Source organism: Cellulomonas aerilata, assembly GCF_007991755.1.
Taxonomy (GTDB): domain Bacteria; phylum Actinomycetota; class Actinomycetes; order Actinomycetales; family Cellulomonadaceae; genus Pengzhenrongella; species Pengzhenrongella aerilata.
Genome location: NZ_BJYY01000001.1, coordinates 600599 through 616788, shown reverse-complemented (window position 1 = coordinate 616788; position 16190 = coordinate 600599). Strand labels below are relative to the sequence as shown.

At 73.6% G+C, this 16190-nt stretch carries 17 protein-coding genes; 9 read left to right on the top strand and 8 right to left on the bottom strand.

The genetic code is table 11. From position 1 onward, the window contains the following. Positions 1-108: 108 nt before the first annotated feature. From CAE01nite_RS02765 to CAE01nite_RS02750, 4 genes are all read right to left on the bottom strand, one after another. Positions 109-660 (bottom strand): NuoB/complex I 20 kDa subunit family protein, encoded by a 552-nt coding sequence (locus CAE01nite_RS02765; RefSeq protein WP_146899494.1) that lies wholly within the window; start codon positions 658-660, stop codon positions 109-111. Positions 661-703: 43 nt separating this feature from the next. After that, positions 704-1063: an NADH-quinone oxidoreductase subunit A gene (locus CAE01nite_RS02760; protein ID WP_146899491.1), complete on the bottom strand. Its 360-nt coding sequence runs from the start codon at positions 1061-1063 to the stop codon at positions 704-706. 22 nt (positions 1064-1085) lie between these two features. Continuing rightward, positions 1086-2393 (bottom strand): geranylgeranyl reductase family protein, encoded by a 1308-nt coding sequence (locus CAE01nite_RS02755; protein ID WP_246130953.1) that lies wholly within the window; start codon positions 2391-2393, stop codon positions 1086-1088. Between the two features lie 140 nt (positions 2394-2533). Continuing rightward, on the bottom strand, positions 2534-3607 hold the full coding sequence (locus CAE01nite_RS02750; RefSeq protein WP_222595797.1) for a phosphatase PAP2 family protein: 1074 nt from the start codon (positions 3605-3607) through the stop codon (positions 2534-2536). A gap of 199 nt (positions 3608-3806) precedes the next feature. Here CAE01nite_RS02750 and CAE01nite_RS02745 point away from each other — a divergent pair, with 199 nt between their 5' ends. From CAE01nite_RS02745 to dprE2, 4 genes are read left to right on the top strand one after another with little or no spacing between them, the layout of a single operon-like run. Next, complete coding sequence (locus tag CAE01nite_RS02745) at positions 3807-5267, top strand: DUF8728 domain-containing protein (protein ID WP_146899486.1); 1461 nt, start codon at positions 3807-3809, stop codon at positions 5265-5267. Next, complete coding sequence (locus CAE01nite_RS02740; protein ID WP_146899483.1) at positions 5264-6571, top strand: glycosyltransferase 87 family protein; 1308 nt, start codon at positions 5264-5266, stop codon at positions 6569-6571. The genes CAE01nite_RS02745 and CAE01nite_RS02740 overlap by 4 nt, the downstream gene beginning before the upstream one ends. Then, on the top strand, positions 6568-7938 hold the full coding sequence (gene dprE1, locus CAE01nite_RS02735) for a decaprenylphosphoryl-beta-D-ribose oxidase (protein WP_146899480.1): 1371 nt from the start codon (positions 6568-6570) through the stop codon (positions 7936-7938). The genes CAE01nite_RS02740 and dprE1 overlap by 4 nt, the downstream gene beginning before the upstream one ends. Continuing rightward, on the top strand, positions 7938-8690 hold the full coding sequence (dprE2, locus tag CAE01nite_RS02730; RefSeq protein ID WP_222595796.1) for a decaprenylphospho-beta-D-erythro-pentofuranosid-2-ulose 2-reductase: 753 nt from the start codon (positions 7938-7940) through the stop codon (positions 8688-8690). Before dprE1 ends, dprE2 begins: the two co-directional genes overlap by 1 nt. A gap of 34 nt (positions 8691-8724) precedes the next feature. On the opposite strand, the gene CAE01nite_RS02725 is transcribed toward dprE2, so the two are convergent. The 4 genes from CAE01nite_RS02725 to CAE01nite_RS02710 form a co-directional block, all read right to left on the bottom strand. Then, the gene (locus tag CAE01nite_RS02725) at positions 8725-9153 is read right to left on the bottom strand and encodes a GtrA family protein (RefSeq protein ID WP_146899474.1); all 429 of its coding nucleotides are present in this window, start codon (positions 9151-9153) and stop codon (positions 8725-8727) included. Between the two features lie 54 nt (positions 9154-9207). Beyond that, positions 9208-10089 carry a decaprenyl-phosphate phosphoribosyltransferase gene (locus tag CAE01nite_RS02720; protein ID WP_146899471.1) on the bottom strand — a complete coding sequence of 294 codons (882 nt, stop codon included), beginning with the start codon at positions 10087-10089 and terminating at the stop codon, positions 9208-9210. Beyond that, positions 10086-10583, bottom strand: coding sequence for a phosphatase PAP2 family protein (locus CAE01nite_RS02715; protein WP_222595795.1), 498 nt, complete (start codon positions 10581-10583; stop codon positions 10086-10088). Before CAE01nite_RS02715 ends, CAE01nite_RS02720 begins: the two co-directional genes overlap by 4 nt. Before the next feature lie 86 nt (positions 10584-10669). Next, entirely contained in the window at positions 10670-11368 is a 699-nt protein-coding gene (locus CAE01nite_RS02710) for a demethylmenaquinone methyltransferase (RefSeq protein WP_146899469.1), read from the bottom strand. 73 nt (positions 11369-11441) lie between these two features. On the opposite strand from CAE01nite_RS02710, the gene CAE01nite_RS02705 reads away from it, so the two are divergent. From CAE01nite_RS02705 to CAE01nite_RS02685, 5 genes are all read left to right on the top strand, one after another. Continuing rightward, the gene (locus CAE01nite_RS02705) at positions 11442-12743 is read left to right on the top strand and encodes an isochorismate synthase (RefSeq protein ID WP_146899466.1); all 1302 of its coding nucleotides are present in this window, start codon (positions 11442-11444) and stop codon (positions 12741-12743) included. 125 nt (positions 12744-12868) lie between these two features. Then, a complete protein-coding gene (locus tag CAE01nite_RS02700; RefSeq protein ID WP_222595794.1) occupies positions 12869-13480 on the top strand; it encodes a DUF6318 family protein in 612 nt (203 codons plus the stop codon). Further along, positions 13480-14352, top strand: coding sequence for a PKD domain-containing protein (locus tag CAE01nite_RS02695; protein ID WP_146899460.1), 873 nt, complete (start codon positions 13480-13482; stop codon positions 14350-14352). Before CAE01nite_RS02700 ends, CAE01nite_RS02695 begins: the two co-directional genes overlap by 1 nt. A gap of 117 nt (positions 14353-14469) precedes the next feature. Further along, positions 14470-15078 (top strand): DUF6318 family protein, encoded by a 609-nt coding sequence (locus tag CAE01nite_RS18310; RefSeq protein WP_222595793.1) that lies wholly within the window; start codon positions 14470-14472, stop codon positions 15076-15078. Next, complete coding sequence (locus CAE01nite_RS02685; protein ID WP_186816386.1) at positions 15075-15962, top strand: PKD domain-containing protein; 888 nt, start codon at positions 15075-15077, stop codon at positions 15960-15962. Before CAE01nite_RS18310 ends, CAE01nite_RS02685 begins: the two co-directional genes overlap by 4 nt. The last annotated feature ends 228 nt before the right edge of the window (positions 15963-16190 follow it).

The window sequence follows — 16190 nt, the reverse complement described above, 5'->3', positions numbered from 1 at the left end:
CGGCGTCGCGCTCCACCGGCGAGGCGTCCACGTGCCGGCCGGCGGGCGGGGTCTGCGCCGGGGCGGCCTTCGCCGCCACCGGGTTGGCGGGGTCCACGGGCTGGTCGCTCACCGCAGCAGCCCCTTCTGGTGCGCCGTGGGGGTCGCCGCGAGGGCGGCCGCCTCGGCGGCGCGCGCCGCCTCGCGCCGGTTGGCGCCGAGCGGCTCCGCCTGGATCTGGTCGTGCAGCGCCAGGATCGCGTTGATGAGCATCTCCGGGCGCGGCGGGCAGCCGGGCAGGTAGATGTCCACCGGGACGATGTGGTCGACGCCCTGGACGATCGCGTAGTTGTTGAACATGCCGCCCGACGACGCGCACACGCCCATCGCGAGCACCCACTTGGGCTCGGGCATCTGGTCGTAGACCTGCCGGACGACGGGCGCCATCTTCTGGCTGACCCGGCCCGCCACGATCATCAGGTCGGCCTGGCGCGGGGACGCCCGGAAGACCTCCATCCCGAACCGGGAGATGTCGAACCGGGGCGTGCCGGTCGCCATCATCTCGATCGCGCAGCACGCCAGCCCGAACGTCACCGGCCACAGCGACCCCTTGCGGAAGTAGCCCGCCAGGTTCTCCACCGTCGTCAGCAGGAAGCCCGACGGCGCCTCCTCGATGCCCATCAGGCGTCCCTCCCTGTCCGCTCCATCGCCGACCCCACCGTCCTCAGTCCCACTCGAACCCGCCGCGGCGCCACTCGTAGACGAACGGCACGGTGATGAGCAGCAGGAACGCCATCATGGCGACGAGCCCGTACAGGGCGACGTCGGCGAACGCGACGGCCCACGGGTAGAGGAAGACCACCTCGATGTCGAAGATGATGAAGGTCATCGCCACCAGGTAGTACTTGATCGGGAACCGGCCGCCGCCGATGGCGTGCGGGGTCGGCTCGATCCCGCACTCGTAGGCCTCGAGCTTGGCCTGGTTGTAGCGCTTGGGGCCCACGAGCACGCTGCTCGCGACGCCACCGAGCGCGAGCACGGCCGCCACGGCCATCAGCACCAGGATCGGCAGGAACGGGTTCATCGTCGAACTCCTCGGGTCGTGCTCATGCCGCCGGGACCACCCGTGTGAGCCCGGCGATCACGCGGTCCACCATGTCGCCGCCGTGCGGCTCGTAGCAGTCGGACAGCAGCTTCAGCGTGAACCGCATGACGAGCGGCCGCGGCAGCCCGTAGCGGGTGCACAGCCGCATCACCTGCGGGTGCTCGATGATCCGCACGAAGTACCGGCCCAGCGTGTAGAACCCGCCGAGGTCCTCGCGCATCGTCCGGGCGTACGTCGCCAGCGCGCGCTCGCGGCCGTCGGCGGTGGTGCGGGAACGGGCCTGCACGACCGCGTCGGCGGCGACCCGGCCGGCCTGCAGCGCGTAGGCGATGCCCTCGCCGTTGAACGGGCTCACCATGCCGCCCGAGTCCCCCACGAGCATCAGCCCGCGCCCATACAGCGGCGTGCGGTTGAACCCCATCGGGAGCGCGGCGCCCTGCACCGGACCGACCTGGTTCTCGGGCGTGAACCCCCACTCGGCGGGCGCGTTCGCCATCCACCGCGCGAACAGGTCCTTGTAGTCGACCTTGGTGGCGTTCGGCGTCGAGGAGACGCTGCCCAGGCCGACGTTCGCGGTGCCGTCGCCGAGCGCGAAGATCCAGCCGTAGCCCGGCATGAGGTTCGAGCGCCCCGGGGCGCCGTCCCACAGCTCCAGGTGGCTCTCCATCCACGCGTCGTCGTGGCGCGGGGTGCGGAAGTAGGTCCGCACGGCGACGCCCATCGGGCGGTCCATCCGCTTCTCCAGGCCGAGCGACAGGCCCAGGCGCGCCGAGACGCCGTCGGCGGCGATGACGACGGGTGCGCGGTACTCGACGGCGTCGCCCGCGCGGCGGCCGGCGTCGTCGACGGGGCGGGCCGTGACGCCCACGACCCGGCCGGTGCGCTCGTCGACCAGCGGGCCGGTCACCTGGGTGCGCTCGAGCAGCTTGGCCCCGGCGGCGCGGGCGTGGTCCGCGAGCGCGTGGTCCAGGCTCATCCGGCTGCGCGCCAGCCCGTAGGACGGGTAGCTGGACAGCTCCGGCCAGGGCAGCTCGAGCCGGTGGCCGCCGCCGATGACGCGCAGCCCCTGGTTGCGGATCCAGCCGTCGCCCTCGCGCAGCGGGACGCCCATCGAGACGAGCTCCTTGACCGCCCGCGGGGTCAGGCCGTCGCCGCAGACCTTGTCGCGCGGGAAGGACGCCTTCTCCAGCAGCAGCACCGTGAGCCCCGCGGAGGCGCACCAGAAGGCGGCCGCGGACCCGGCGGGTCCCGCACCCACGACGATGACGTCGGCGTCATCGTTCCAGCCACCAGCCACGAGTCGCCTCACCTGTGAAGACGTTCACGAACTACAGCGACGCCCACTCTAGTCAGGCACTACGGCACTGTCTGCCAAGGCATGCCTCACCGCCCGGACGGACGACCGGCCGTGCCCGCGCAGTGCGACGCCAGTGCGACGTCAGCGCGACGTCAGCGCGACGCCGGCAGCGAGGACGCGAGCTCGCGCTCCACGCTCGGCACGACATCGCGCGCGACGGTGCGCCGGCCCACCGCCACGAAGGCGAGCCACACCGACAGGCCACCGACCCCGAATCCGGCGATCACGTCGACCACGTAGTGCCACCCGAAGTAGACGGTCGCGAGCGCCGTGAGGGCGACGAACACCCACATGGCGATGCGGACCACCCGCGGCATCCCGACCAGGTGGGCGATCAGCGCGGCGGTGAAGACGATCGACACGTGCAGCGACGCGAACGCGGCGATGCCGTGCACGGACTGGGTCGCGTGCGGTCCGGCGAGCACCTCCAGCCGGTTGTTCCAGAGCGCGTTCTGCAGGTCCGAGACGGCCGTGGAGGGCAGGTCGGCGAACCGGAACCGCTCGACGTAGATCGGCCCGAGGGACGGCACGGCGTAGTAGCTGACGGTCCCGATGATCCAGTTGAAGCTCAGCGCGGTCGCGTACCAGGCCCCGCGGGCGAGCTTGGTGGACCACACCAGGGCCGCGGCCAGCGAGAACGGCACGAACGTGAGGAAGAAGATGTAGACCCACGACAGGACGTCGGCGGCGACGCCCGTGCCGAGCAGCTCGTGCAGGACGTTGCCGGGCTGGTGCCCGAACGCGAAGAACGCGTCGGTCCGCACCAGGGTGGCGTCCGAGAGGTGCTGGCGCACGAACGGCAGGAAGCTCTTGAGGTTCCGGTAGGCCACGTAGGCCACGTAGAAGGTGGCGAGCCCGGCCGCCACGACGGCGAGCCGCGACACCGGCCACCGCTCGCGGAGCACCTCGAGGGTCGCGTCGCGCAGCCGCCGGCCGGCCGGACGCCGGTGCAGGACGCGAGGCACGACGTCGAGCGCGATCATGGCGAGGATGATGAGCGGCAGGCGCACGTAGCTCGGGCCGAGGAACCCGTCGGGGTCGCGCAGCGGCAGCCCGGCGAGCACCGCGACCAGCACGGCGAGCGCGCCGAAGCCGAGCGACACCGCGAGGCCGACGCCGAACAGGCTCAGCCAGGAAGGGCGTCTGTCGACGACTTCACGCATCATGGAACCTCTCTCATCGGCAGCAGCGCACGGTGCACCGCCCAGGTGACCGGTGAGTGCACCGGCCAGCAGGACGGCCGATCTCGGCCCCGTCCCCGGCACCGCAGGGAGCATCCGCTTGCACCAGTCCTTGATCCCATCGTCGCAGATGCATCGCGCTGTGGGGCGTCCGGGACCCGGACGGGTACGCGGTGTCGCCGCCGTGGTGGCCCTCTCGGCCGTCGTGTACCTGGTCACGTGCTGGGTGCTGCGCGATTTCGTGACGGACGACTCATGGATCTCGGTGCGCTACGCGGAGAACCTCGCGGCCGGTGCGGGCCCCGTCTGGAACCCGGGCGGGCCACGGGTCGAGGGGTTCAGCAACCCCCTGCTGGTCGGTCTCGAGGCGCTCGCCGCGGCCGCCGGCTGGGACGCGCTCGCAGCCGCGCGGACGCTCGGGGTGCTCTCCGGCCTGGCCTGCCTCGTGCTGGTCGCCGTGGGCGGGCGGGCGGTGGTCGGTGCCCGCGCCGCCGCGGTGGGCGGGGTGCTGACGGCGGTCAGCGCGCCGTTCGCCCTCTGGGCGGTCGGGGGCCTGGAGACGACCGCGACGGCGGCGGTGCTGACGGCCGGTGTCCTGCAGGTGGCCCGCCCCGACGGAGGGCGCCCCGTCCTCGCCGGCGCGGTGCTCGCCGTCCTGCCGTGGCTGCGCCCGGAAGGGCTGCTCGTGGTGCTCGCCGTCGCCGTCGCGGCCGAGGCCCCCGGGCTGCTGCGCCGCGCCGGACGACGACGGGCGGCACGGCGCCTGGCGCTGGTGGCCGGGCTGCCCGTGCTCTCGCAGGTCGTCCTGGAGCTCGTGCGCCTGGGTATGTACGGGCACCTCCTGCCGAACTCGGTGCTCTACAAGTCCGGCACCGGGGAGACCTTCGGGGTGCTGGCCAGGTTCGTCGGCCACTCCCAGCTCGTGCTCGTGCTGGCCGCCGTCGGGGTGCTGCTGCTGCGCCGGCGCGCGCTCGTGCTGGCCGTCCCCGCCCTGGTGCACGTCGCGGGGTCGATCGGCACGAAGGACAGCGCCAACTCCTGGAGCCGGTTCTTCATGCCGGTGTGGCCGCAGGTCGCGCTGCTCGCCGGGGTCGCGGTGGTCGGGCTCGCGGCCCTGCTCGCGCCCCGCGTCCGAGCCCGCCTCGCCGACCGGCCGTCGGGCACGTCCCTCGCCGTCACCACCACCCTGGCCGCCGTCGTGGCCGGCGCGGTGTCGCTCGTGCTGCCCGGCGCCGTCCCCGAGGTCGCGTCCTGGCAGGAGCGCTACACGGGCTGCCGGGTCGCCGCCCGCGAGGACGCCGCCCGGTGGCTCGTGACCAGCACCCCGTCGGACACGCTGTTCGCCGTCTCGGACGCCGGGTACGTCCCGGCACGGGCCGGCGGGCGACCCGCGGTCGACAGCTTCATGCTCAACGACCCGCTGATCCAGCGGACCGGCCCGCTCAGCTCCTCCGAGCGTGCCGACATCGTGCACGCGCGGCGTCCGGACGTCCTGCTGCTCGCCAGCCGGGACGCCGAGCGGTTCGACCCCGTCTACCCGACCGACCGCAGGATCGGCGAGCACCCCGACGCCGCCGCATTCACCCTGCGTCACGTGGCCGGCGGCACGGACTGCGGGTACCACCTCATGGTGCTGGCCCGATGACGCGGTGGCCCCCGGACGAGGCGCGGGCAGGTGGCGCGGCCGCCGTCGCGGGTCCGGTCGGCACGCTCGCGCGCCCCGGCGGCGCGACGACGCGGTCGGCGCCCCCGGCACGACCCCCACGCCCCGCCGGGCGGACCGCGTCGTCCGGCGACCTCGGGGCGGCGGCGGCCACGGTGCTGTGGCCGCTCGCCGTCCTGGCCCTCGTCCAGGTCGCGCTGCGCGCGGCCCTCGGGCCGGCGAACGACCTGGAGATCCTGTGGCGCGCCGGCCGCCGGCTCCTGGCGGGCGGGCCGCTCTACGACCCGGAGCACGCCTTCATCTACCCGCCGGTCGCCGGCTGGGTGCTGGCCCCGCTCGGCGCCCTGCCGTTCCGGGTCGCGGTCGCGGTCGTGGTCGTGGTGAGCACCGCGGCGCTCGTCGCTGCGGCGCTGCTGCTCCTGCGCCTGGTCGGCGTCCCGGCGCGGTCCCCGGTGACGGCCGGCGTCCTGCTGCTGCTGGCGGTGAGCCGCCCCGTGGACGGGCTGCTCACCCAGGGCAACCTCGACGTCGTCCTCGTGCTCGGCGAGGTGGTCGTCATCGCCTGCCTCGTGACGCGGCGCGACGTGGCGGCCGGGCTCGTGCTGGGTGCGGCCTGCGCCGTCAAGCCCACGCTGGCCCCGATGGTGCTCGGCACGCTCCTGCTGGGCCGGACCCGGGCGACGGTCGTGGCGGTGGCGTCGGCAGCGGGGCTCACGCTCCTGGGGTTCGCGACCGTCCGGGACGCCGGGACGTTCGTCGGCGACGTGCTGCCGCTGCTCGCCGACGGCAACCGCGCCGTTCTGCACCAGTACGACCGGTCGCTGCGGGGCGCCGCCGAGATCCTCGGCGTGCCGGACGGCGTCGCCCTCGCGGCACGGGCCGCCGTGCTCGCACTCGCGGTCGCCGTCGCCGTCGTGGTCAGCCGGCGGCGACGTCGTGGCCCGCTCGCGGCGCTGGAGGTCATGCCGGTGCTGCTGCTCGGCGGGCTGCTGGCGTCGTCGTTCAGCTGGCCCAACTACTCCCTGTACCTGCTGCCGCTGCTGGTCGCCGTGGTCCTCCCCGGCGCCCTGGCGCGGGCGTGGCCGGTCTGGGCCGGCGTGTTCGTGCTGTGGACCGCCGACGAGTGGCCGTCGCTGCAGCGGGGTGAGACGGTCGACGCCGTCGTCGCCCTGCGTCCGACCTGGGGGTGGCTGCTGCTGCTCGCGGGGTGCGCCTGGGCGGCGCTGCGCACCGCGGCCGGCCGGCCGCGCGCCGCCGGCCACGACAGGGAGCAGCACACCGCATGAGCACCAGGCAGTCCCTGACCGGGTGGGGCGGCACCGCGCCGAGCGTCGCGTGCGTCGTCGAGCCCGACGACGCCGAGGGCGTCGCGGCCGCGGTCGCCGCCGGCCGGGACGGGCGCGCGGGACGGGGCGGGCGCGGCGTCGTCGTCCGCGGCCTGGGACGCAGCTACGGGGACGCCGCGCAGAACGCGGGCGGCACCGTGGTGAGCCTGCGCGGCCTGCAGCGGGTGCTGTCGGTGGACGTCGAGGGCGCGGTGGTCGCCGTGGAGGCGGGGGTGTCGCTCGACCACCTCATGCGCACCATGCTGCCGCTGGGGCTGTTCGTGCCGGTCACCCCCGGGACGCGGCACGTGACCGTGGGCGGCGCGATCGCGGCGGACATCCACGGCAAGGACCACCACGTGCGCGGCAGCTTCTCCCGCCACGTCGCCGACCTGGACCTGCTCCTGGCCGACGGGACCGTGCGCCGCCTGACCCCCGAGCGCGACCCCGACCTGTTCTGGGCGACGGTCGGCGGGATGGGGCTGACCGGGGTGATCCTGCGCGCGACGCTGCGGATGCTGCCGGTCGAGACGTCGTCGGTGGTCGTCGACACCGAGCGCGCCACCGACCTGGACGACCTCATGGTCCGCATGACGCAGGACGACGACCGCTACACGTACTCCGTGGCCTGGGTGGACTGCCTGGCCCGCGGCGGTGCCCTGGGACGCTCCGTGCTGACCCGCGGCTGGCCCGCGCGACGCGACCAGCTGCCGGCCCGGGCGCAGGGCTCCGCGCTGCGGTTCGGTCCCCGCCGGCCGCCCGCCGTGCCGCTGACCGCACCCGTCCCGCTGGTCAACCGGGCCAGCGTCCTGGCCCTCAACGAGACCTGGTTCCGCAAGGCGCCGCGGACCCGCACGCGCGACGTGCAGGGCATCGCGCCGTTCTTCCACCCGCTGGACGTCCTGGAGTCGTGGCCGCGCGTCTACGGCGGCCGCGGGTTCGTGCAGTACCAGTTCGTCGTCCCCTTCGAGGCCGGCGACGTCGTCCGGCGGTGCCTGGAGGTGCTGCACCGGCACGGGGTCGTGGTGTCGCTGGCGGTGCTCAAGCGGTTCGGTCCGGGCAGCCCGGCGCCGCTGTCCTTCCCCATGCCGGGCTGGACGCTCGCCATGGACCTGCCGGTGGTCCCCGGCCTGGGCGACGTGCTGGACCGGCTCGACGGGCTCGTGCTCGGCGCGGGCGGACGGCTGTACCTCGCCAAGGACGCCCGCCTCGCGCCGGACGACCTGCCGCGCATGTACCCGATGCTGGACCGCTGGCGGCAGGTGCGCCGCAGCGTCGACCCCGACGGCGTGTTCGCGTCGGATCTCTCGAGGAGGCTGGGCCTGTGATGGACGCCGTCGGAACCCCGCAGTCGGTCCTGCTCCTGGGCGGGACGTCCGAGATCGGGCTCGCCACCGTCCGGGCGCTGGTGGCCCGGCGTCCGGCCCGGGTCGTGCTGGCCGCCCGCCCCTCCGCCGCACGGGACGACGCCGCCGCCGCGCTCGGCGCCGCGGGGCACGCGGTCACCGCGCTGGACTTCGACGCGCGGGACACCGGCACGCACCCGGCCGTGGTGGACGCCGCCTTCGCGGACGGTGACGTCGACGTCGCGGTCGTGGCGTTCGGCGTGCTCGGCGACCAGGAGCGGGCGTGGCAGGACCACGACGCCGCGCTGGAGATGTTCGCGGTGAACACCACGGCGGCGGTGAGCGTGGGCGTGCTGCTCGGGGCGCGCATGGCGGCGCAGGGGCACGGCGCCGTCGTGGCGCTGTCCTCGGTCGCGGGCGAGCGGCCCCGGCGCTCCAACTTCGTCTACGGCGCCAGCAAGTCGGGGATGGACGCGTTCTACACCGGGCTGCGCGAGGCCCTGCGGCCCGACGGCGTCCGGGTGCTCGTCGTGCGGCCCGGGTTCGTCCGGACGGCGATGACGGAGGGGCTCAAGCCCGCGCCCCTGGCGACCGACGCGGACGCCGTCGCGACGCTCGTGGTGGCTGCGCTGGTCGCGGGCAAGGAGACCGTATGGGCCCCCCCGCCGCTGCGCTGGGTCATGAGCGCGTTGCGCCACGTCCCCGCGCCGATCTTCCGGCGTCTGCCGATCTGAGGGCGGGGGCGTCGTTGGTGCCCGCGCCCTGGGGTCAGGTCACAGGGGCGGCGCGCTCGCGCGGCGGGAAGACGTAGGTGCGGAAGGTCCAGAAGCGGAACAGCGTCGCCAGGGCCATCCCCACCACGTTCGCCGACACGTTGTCGGCCACCGCGCTGCGCAGCCCGAGCACGTCGCGCGAGACCAGCAGGCACCCCACCTGGATCCCCCCGGCGAGCACGCTGAACAGCACGAACAGGGCGTACTCGCGGCCGATCCGGGACCCACGGCGGTGCCGCCAGGTCCACCACCGGCTGCCCGCGAACGCCACCGCGATCGCGGCGGCCGAGGAGACCACCTTCGCCAGGACCGACGGCGTCCCGGCGCCGAGCAGCAGGGCGTTGAAGAGCAGCACGTCGACGCCGTAGGCGGCGAGCCCGACGACGCCGAAGCGCGCCGCCTCGCCGAGCCGGACGGGGCTCACGAGGGGCTCGCCCCACGGCTCACGAGGCGCTCGACGGGGCCGCTCACGAGGCGCTCACGAGAAGGTCGCGGCCACCAGCGTGGCGGCCCACAGACCGCCGAGGACCAGCAGCATCCGGTCGTGCAGGATGATCTCCTCCGGCTCCTCGCCGTGACCGGCGTCGACGTTCACCGCGTAGCGCAGCAGCGCCAGGACGAACGGGACGATGGACACCATCCCCCACATCGAGTCCCGGTCGACCTGCACCTGGAACGCCCACAGCGCGTAGGTCGCCATGACCAGCGCCGCCGCCGCGGTCCACACGAAGCGCAGGTAGCTGAGGCTGTAGGACCGCACCACCTCGCGCACGACGGCGCCGTCCCGGTCGCCCCGCATGGCCTCGGCGTAGCGCTTGCCCGCCGCGACGAACAGCGAGCCGAACCCGGCCGCGAGGAGGAACCAGGCCGACGGCGGTATCCCGGAGCCGATGGCACCCGCGAGCGCGCGCAGGAGGAACCCGGACGCGACCGCGCCGAGCTCGAGCACCGGCTCGCGCTTGAGCCACAGGCAGTACGCCAGCTGGATGACGATGTAGGTCGCGCCCACCAGCACCAGGTCCAGGCTCCGCAGGGACGCGAGCAGGAGTCCACCGACGATGAGCGCGGCGGCGAGCGCGACCGCCGTCGACGGGGCGACCGCGCCGCTGGCGATCGGGCGGAACCGCTTGACCGGGTGCGCGCGGTCCACCTCGACGTCGCGGACGTCGTTGACCAGGTACACCCCGGAGGACAGCAGGCAGAACATGACGAAGGCGCATCCGACGCCGACGAGGGCGTCGGCGGTGAGGATGTCGGCCGCGGGGAGCAGCGGTGCCACCACGAGCAGGTTCTTGACCCACTGGCGGACGCGGAGGGCGGTGACCAGCCCCCCGCCGACCGGGATCGCGGTGGTCGTCATGAGGTCCACCTCCGTGCGGCGGTCGCGGTGACGGCGCCCAGCACGGTGCCCGCGAGCACGTCGGTCGGGTAGTGCGCCCCCACGACGAGCCGCGAGACCCCCATCAGCGGCAGGAGCACCAGCGTCGTCCGGGTGCGCAGGAGGCCGCCGAAGACGAGCGCCGCCGCGGTGGTCGAGGCGGCGTGCGACGACGGCATGCCCCACCGTCCCAGCCCGGGGACGACGCGCAGGTCCGCGTGCTGCGGACGGGCACGGCGCGTGAGGCGTTTGAGGAGGATGCCCGCCCCGTGCGCAACGACCACGACCCCCGTGCCGCGCAGCCACTCGTGCCGGCGGGGCCGGTCGACCAGCGCGCCGACGGCGCCCGCGGTCACCCAGGCGACGGCGTGCTCCCCGGCGGCCCCGAGGACGCGTGCGCCGGCCAGTGCACGCGGCCCCCCGAGCGCTCGTTGGACGGCGAGCAGGACCCGGAGGTCGGCGGTGGTGTGCGGCACTCATCCACGATCCCTGCTCCGGCTGGCGCACGCCACCCGCGGACGGGGTCGCTCAGCGGGATGGGTCGCTCAGCGGGCGGGGTCGCTCAGGCGGGCGGGCGCGTCCCGCGGTGCAGCGCGACGACGCCGCCGGTGAGGTTGCGGTACGCGACCTCGGTCCAGCCGGCCTGCCTGAGCCGCCGACCGAGCTCGGCCTGGTCCGGCCACGCGCGGATCGACTCCGCGAGGTAGGTGTACGCGTCGGTCTCCTTCGAGACCGCACGCGCCACCCGGGGCAGGGCTCGCATGAGGTAGTTCTCGTAGACCGTCCGGAACGGGGTCCAGGTCGCGTGCGAGAACTCGCAGACGACCAGGCGGCCGCCGGGTCGCGTGACGCGCAGCATCTCGGTGAGCGCCAGGTGGGTGTCGACGACGTTGCGCAGGCCGAACGAGATGGTCACGGCGTCGAACGACGCGTCGGCGAACGGCAGCCGGGTGGCGTCGCCGTTGACGAACCCGAGGTCCGGCCGGCGACGCTTGCCCACCTCGAGCATCCCGAACGAGAGGTCGCACGGGACGACCTGCACGCCGCGGTCCGCGAGCGGCGCGCTGGACGTCCCCGTGCCGGCGGCCAGGTCCAGCACGCGGTCGCCGGGGCCGACGTCCAGCGCCTTGAGCGTCGCGCTGCGCCACGTCCGGTCCTGCCGGAGGGACATCACGTCGTTCGTCAGGTCGTAGCGGCCGGCGATGCCGTCGAACATGCTGGCGACCTCGTGCGGCTGCTTGTCCAGGCTGGCGCGCGACATGTGCTCATCGTCTCAGGTCATGGGCGCTGCTCCGCGCCACGACGCCGTCGGGCCCGACATACGCTGGCGAGCGATGACCGCCGAACCGACCCAGGACGCCGTCCCCCAGCACCTCGTGGTCCGGACGGTGGCGGTCGACCATCCCGGTGACCTGCTGGACCTGCTCCCGGCGACGGCGCCGCTCGCGTGGGTCCGCCGCGGCGACGGGGTCGTCGGGTGGGGCGAGGCGCTGCGCATCACCGTCTCGGGCGTGGACCGCTTCGCCGACGCCGAGCGGGCGTGGCACCAGGTGCTGCGGCACGCCGTCGTGCGCGACGAGGTCGGCCTGCCGGGCACCGGCCCGATCGCGTTCGGGTCCTTCGCCTTCGACTGGCACGCTCCCGAGCCCACCGCAGGCGGGCTGGTGGTGCCCCGCGTGGTCGTCGGCCGCCGCGGCGGCACGACCTGGCTGACCACGATCGAGACCGGCGCGACCATCGGCGCCGCCCCGACGCTCGCCCGCGTCGCCGGGGGGCGCGAGCCCGTCCTCGCGCCCGGTGAGGTCGTGTACGCCGACGGCGCCGTCCCGGCGGACGGATGGCGCGACGTCGTCGCCCGCGCGGTCGGCGCCATCCGCGCCGGCCGCGTCGACAAGGTGGTTCTCGCGCGCGACGTCGAGGCCCGCACCGCCGAGCCGGTCGACCCGCGGTGGGTGCTGGGACGCCTCGCCGACGCCTACCCGACCTGCTGGACGTTCAGCGTCGACGGCCTGCTCGGCGCGACGCCGGAGCTGCTGGTCCGCAGCGACCGCGGTCTGGTCACCTCGCGCGTCCTGGCCGGCACCATCCGCCGCACCGGCGACGACGACGCCGACCTCGCCCGCGCGGCGACCCTCGCGCACTCGTCGAAGGACCTCGAGGAGCACGAGTACGCGGTCCGGTCGGTGGCGGACGCCCTGGCGCCGTTCTGCTCGTCCACCAACGTGCCCGACGTGCCGTTCGTCCTGCACCTGCCCAACGTCCTGCACCTGGCCAGCGACGTGACCGGCGTGCTGCGGGGGTCCGGCGCCGTCACGCCGTCGAGCCTGACGCTCGCCGGCGCGCTGCACCCCACGGCCGCCGTCTGCGGGACCCCGACCATGGCCGCCCGCGAGCTCATCACGGAGATCGAGGGCATGGACCGCGGCCGCTACGCCGGTCCGGTCGGATGGGTGGGCGCCGACGGCGACGGCGAGTGGGGCATCGCCCTGCGCTCGGCCGAGCTCGGCCCCGCCGATCCGCACCGGCTACGGCTGTTCGCCGGGTGCGGCATCGTCGCGGCGTCCGACCCTGCCGCCGAGCTGGCGGAGTCCGAGGCGAAGCTCGAGCCGATGCGGTACGCGCTGGGGAGCGACTGAGGCGCTCGGGTCCGGCGCGGCGCCGGCGGTGCGCGCCCGACTCCTGTCCACAGGTGGCCCGAGCTCCTGTCCGTGCGGCGGGGCCCGTTGGTACGGTCGCGGCCAGCCGTCACGGAGGGGTGGGCATGCACCTCAGTCGTCGCATCGCCGCGGGCGCGCTCGTCGTGGTGGGCGCGCTGGCTCTGGCCGGCTGCACCGGCGGCGAGCCGGACGCGCAGGCACCGACCACGTCCGGGCGCGGAACCGTCAGCCCCAGTCCGTCCGCCAGTCCCACGCCCAGTCCGACGGCAACTGCGACACCACCGGCGTCGCCTCCGCCGCCCCCGGCCGACCTGGCGCGGACGGACGAGGTGGGCGCGGCTGCAGCGGCGACGTACTTCCTGACGCTCTACGCGTACACGATGCAGACCGGTGACGTCAGCGCGTGGGATGCGATGAGCTCTCCCGGTTGCGGGTTCTGCTCGCGCACCCGTGACTTCGCTCTCGGCGTCTCGGCGGCGGGCGAGACCTTCACGGGCACGGATATCTCGGTGTCGAGCACGTTCGTCTACCCGTTGGACCCCTTGCTTGAGGCCTATCCCGTTGACGCGACCTTCACGCAGGCAGCCGGGGAGCACCGGAACGCCCAAGGTGAGCTGCTGAGCACTAGTCCGCCGGACAGCGGGACGTTCGGGGTCGATGTCACCCGCGTGTCCGGAGGCTGGAAGGTCCTGGCAGTGACTGCGCAGGACGACTGATGCGCGGACGTTTCTCCCGAATCGTGGCCGCCACCACGGCGACGTGGCAACTAGTCGGCGGGATGCAGCTGACAACGGTCGAGCCGCCGATCACCCGAACGTTCCTCGATCAGGACACCGCGGTGGTGCGAGCCCGTCAGGGGTTCTCGCCTACCGAGCACGGCAGGCCCGACGCTGGCCCGCGAACTGAGGAGTATCGCCGCTCCCCTGCGTTGATCTGCGGCATCGACAACGAGTTGCGAACGCTGCTTCGCTTGGTCGTCGACTGCACAGCTCCGGTCAACCGAGTCCTCTCGGCTGCGAGGTGCGCGCCGGGGGAGATAGCGCTGGACCCGCTGTTCCGCCGCACTCAAGACCCCAGCACGCCGGGCAGGTGGACGAACTGGGACATGATCGACTCCGGTTGCGTCTCGCAGGAGCAGATCAGCGCAGCGGTCGCAGAGGCGTTCCAACGCCTGCCCCTCTCACCGTCCCACCTGTCCGTCCAGCCGCCGTCCGGTTGGACCCTCGTGAACGCCGACACGGTGGCGTTCGCGGACGACGCGGAGCAGACGTTGCCGACCACGGTGCTGGGCCTCGCCGTCACGATCCGCGCCGTGCCCGCGACCTTCACCTGGACGTTCGGCGACGGCTCGGCGCCGCTCGTGACGACGGAGCCCGGTCGTCCGTGGCCGGATCACACGATCGCCCACCGGTACACCGCCGAGGGCACGCGGACCATCAGCCTCACGACCACCTGGACCGCCACGTTCCAGATCGGCGGGTCGCCCGAGTGGTCACCGGTCGACGGCACTGCGATCACCACCTCGGCTGCACCACCCGTCACCGTGTACGAAGCCCGCTCCCGACTCGTCAGCGAGTCGGCAGGCTGAGCAGCTGGGGCGCACCCGGACACCCGCCGGGTGCAGCCGTCCACAGCCGGCGCTCGGACCTGTTCCGGCGAGCGACCGGGTTGGTACCTTCGCGCCAGCCGTCACGAAGGGGTGGGTATGCGCCTCGGTCGTCGCATCACCGTGGCCGTCGTCGTGGGCGCTGTGACCCTTGCGGGCTGCACCGGTCGCGAACCGGAGGTGGTCGAAACCCGGGACACAGGAAGCGGGACCGTTGCACCCCGCCCTTCGCCCGGTCCGACCACCTCCCCGACCGCAACGCCGGCCACCCCCTCGCCTCCCGCTCCCCCTCCCGATCTGGCGCGAGCCGACGAAGCCGGGGCAGCCGCCGCGGCGCAGTACTTCGTGTCGCTCTACTCGTACACGATGCAGACCGGTGACACGGCAGCATGGACCCAGATGAGCGCGGACGTATGCGGCTTCTGCGGTCGCATCAAGGCGGACGCCGAAGCGATCGCCGCGAACGGCGAGACGTACGTTGGAGGCGACATCCTGCTGAGCGAGGTGACCGTTCTCCCGCAGGACGAACTGGTCGGAGGCTTCCCGGTGGACGCGTCATTCACCCAAGCACCGGCGCGCCACACTGATGCCGAGGGAACAGTGATCAACGAGACTGCGGGCGACTCGGGACCAGTTCGTATCGACACCCTCAACTCAGCCGGCTCATGGCGAGTCCTCGCCGTGGTGGTCGGGGGCTTGCAAGAATGACCAACTCTCTGCGCCTTGCCGTCAAGGTTGTGGCCGCTTCAGCTGCCACGCTGCTGCTCGCTTCGCCCGCAGCCGCCCTCACCGGAGACGACAACTGGCGGGCGAAGACCGACCGCGACGCATACCTGGTGGGCGGCACGCGGGCGGCGCCGTCGAACCAAGATAGCGGCTCGTCCGGTAGGTCCAACTCCGCATCCTCCGCCGAGTTTCGCCGCACCCCCATTTCGTTGTGCAGTCCCGGAAAGGAACTCGGGACCCTCCCCCGACTCGGCGTGGATTGCCCGGCCAGTTCGGCTTTGGTCATCACCGTCGACTGCGAACCCGACAGCGTTTCCGTGGACCCGCTCTTCCGTCGATCGCCAGATCCGTTCACTGCCGATGGCTGGGGTGAGTGGGAGATGGTCGACAACGGGTGCCTGTCGGTCGCCGACATCGGCGCGGCGGTCGCGCAGGAGTTCCGGCGGTTGCCGCTGACCCCGTCGACCCTGTCGGTCCAGCCGCCTTCCGGGTGGACGCTGGTCAACGCAGACACGATCGCGTTCGCCGACGACGACGACACGCAAACCCTGTTGACGACAGTGCTCGGGCTTGGCGTGACGATCCGGGCGACACCCGACACGTTCACGTGGTCCTTCGGGGACGGGTCCCCCGAGCTCACGACGAGCGATCCCGGTCGCCCATGGCCCGACCACACGGTCGCCCACAGGTACACCAGCGAGGGCATGCACGCCATCAGCCTCACGACGACGTGGGCGGGCACCTTCCAGGTCGCTGGGTCATCGACGTGGGCACCCGTCGACGGTACGGCCACCACGACGTCGACCAGCCCGCCCCTCACGGTGTACGAGGCGCGATCGCGCCTAGTCAGTGAATCCGCCGGCTGAGTCTCGGCCAGCGAACCCAATGCTGAAGGTTCGGCGCCGGCTCAGGACGACTTCGCCGCTGAGTCGCTCTTCTCCGCCGGTTTCACCAAGTTTCGCAACCTCTGACGCCATTCGTCCGCCACCCGCCCCCATGCGCCCTTCGCGTGCCGTCGTCCACACGGCTTCCTCGATCTCTCGATCATGTCAGTGGCCGCTCGTAGAATCGAACCCAGAGCAACGGCGAAGCGG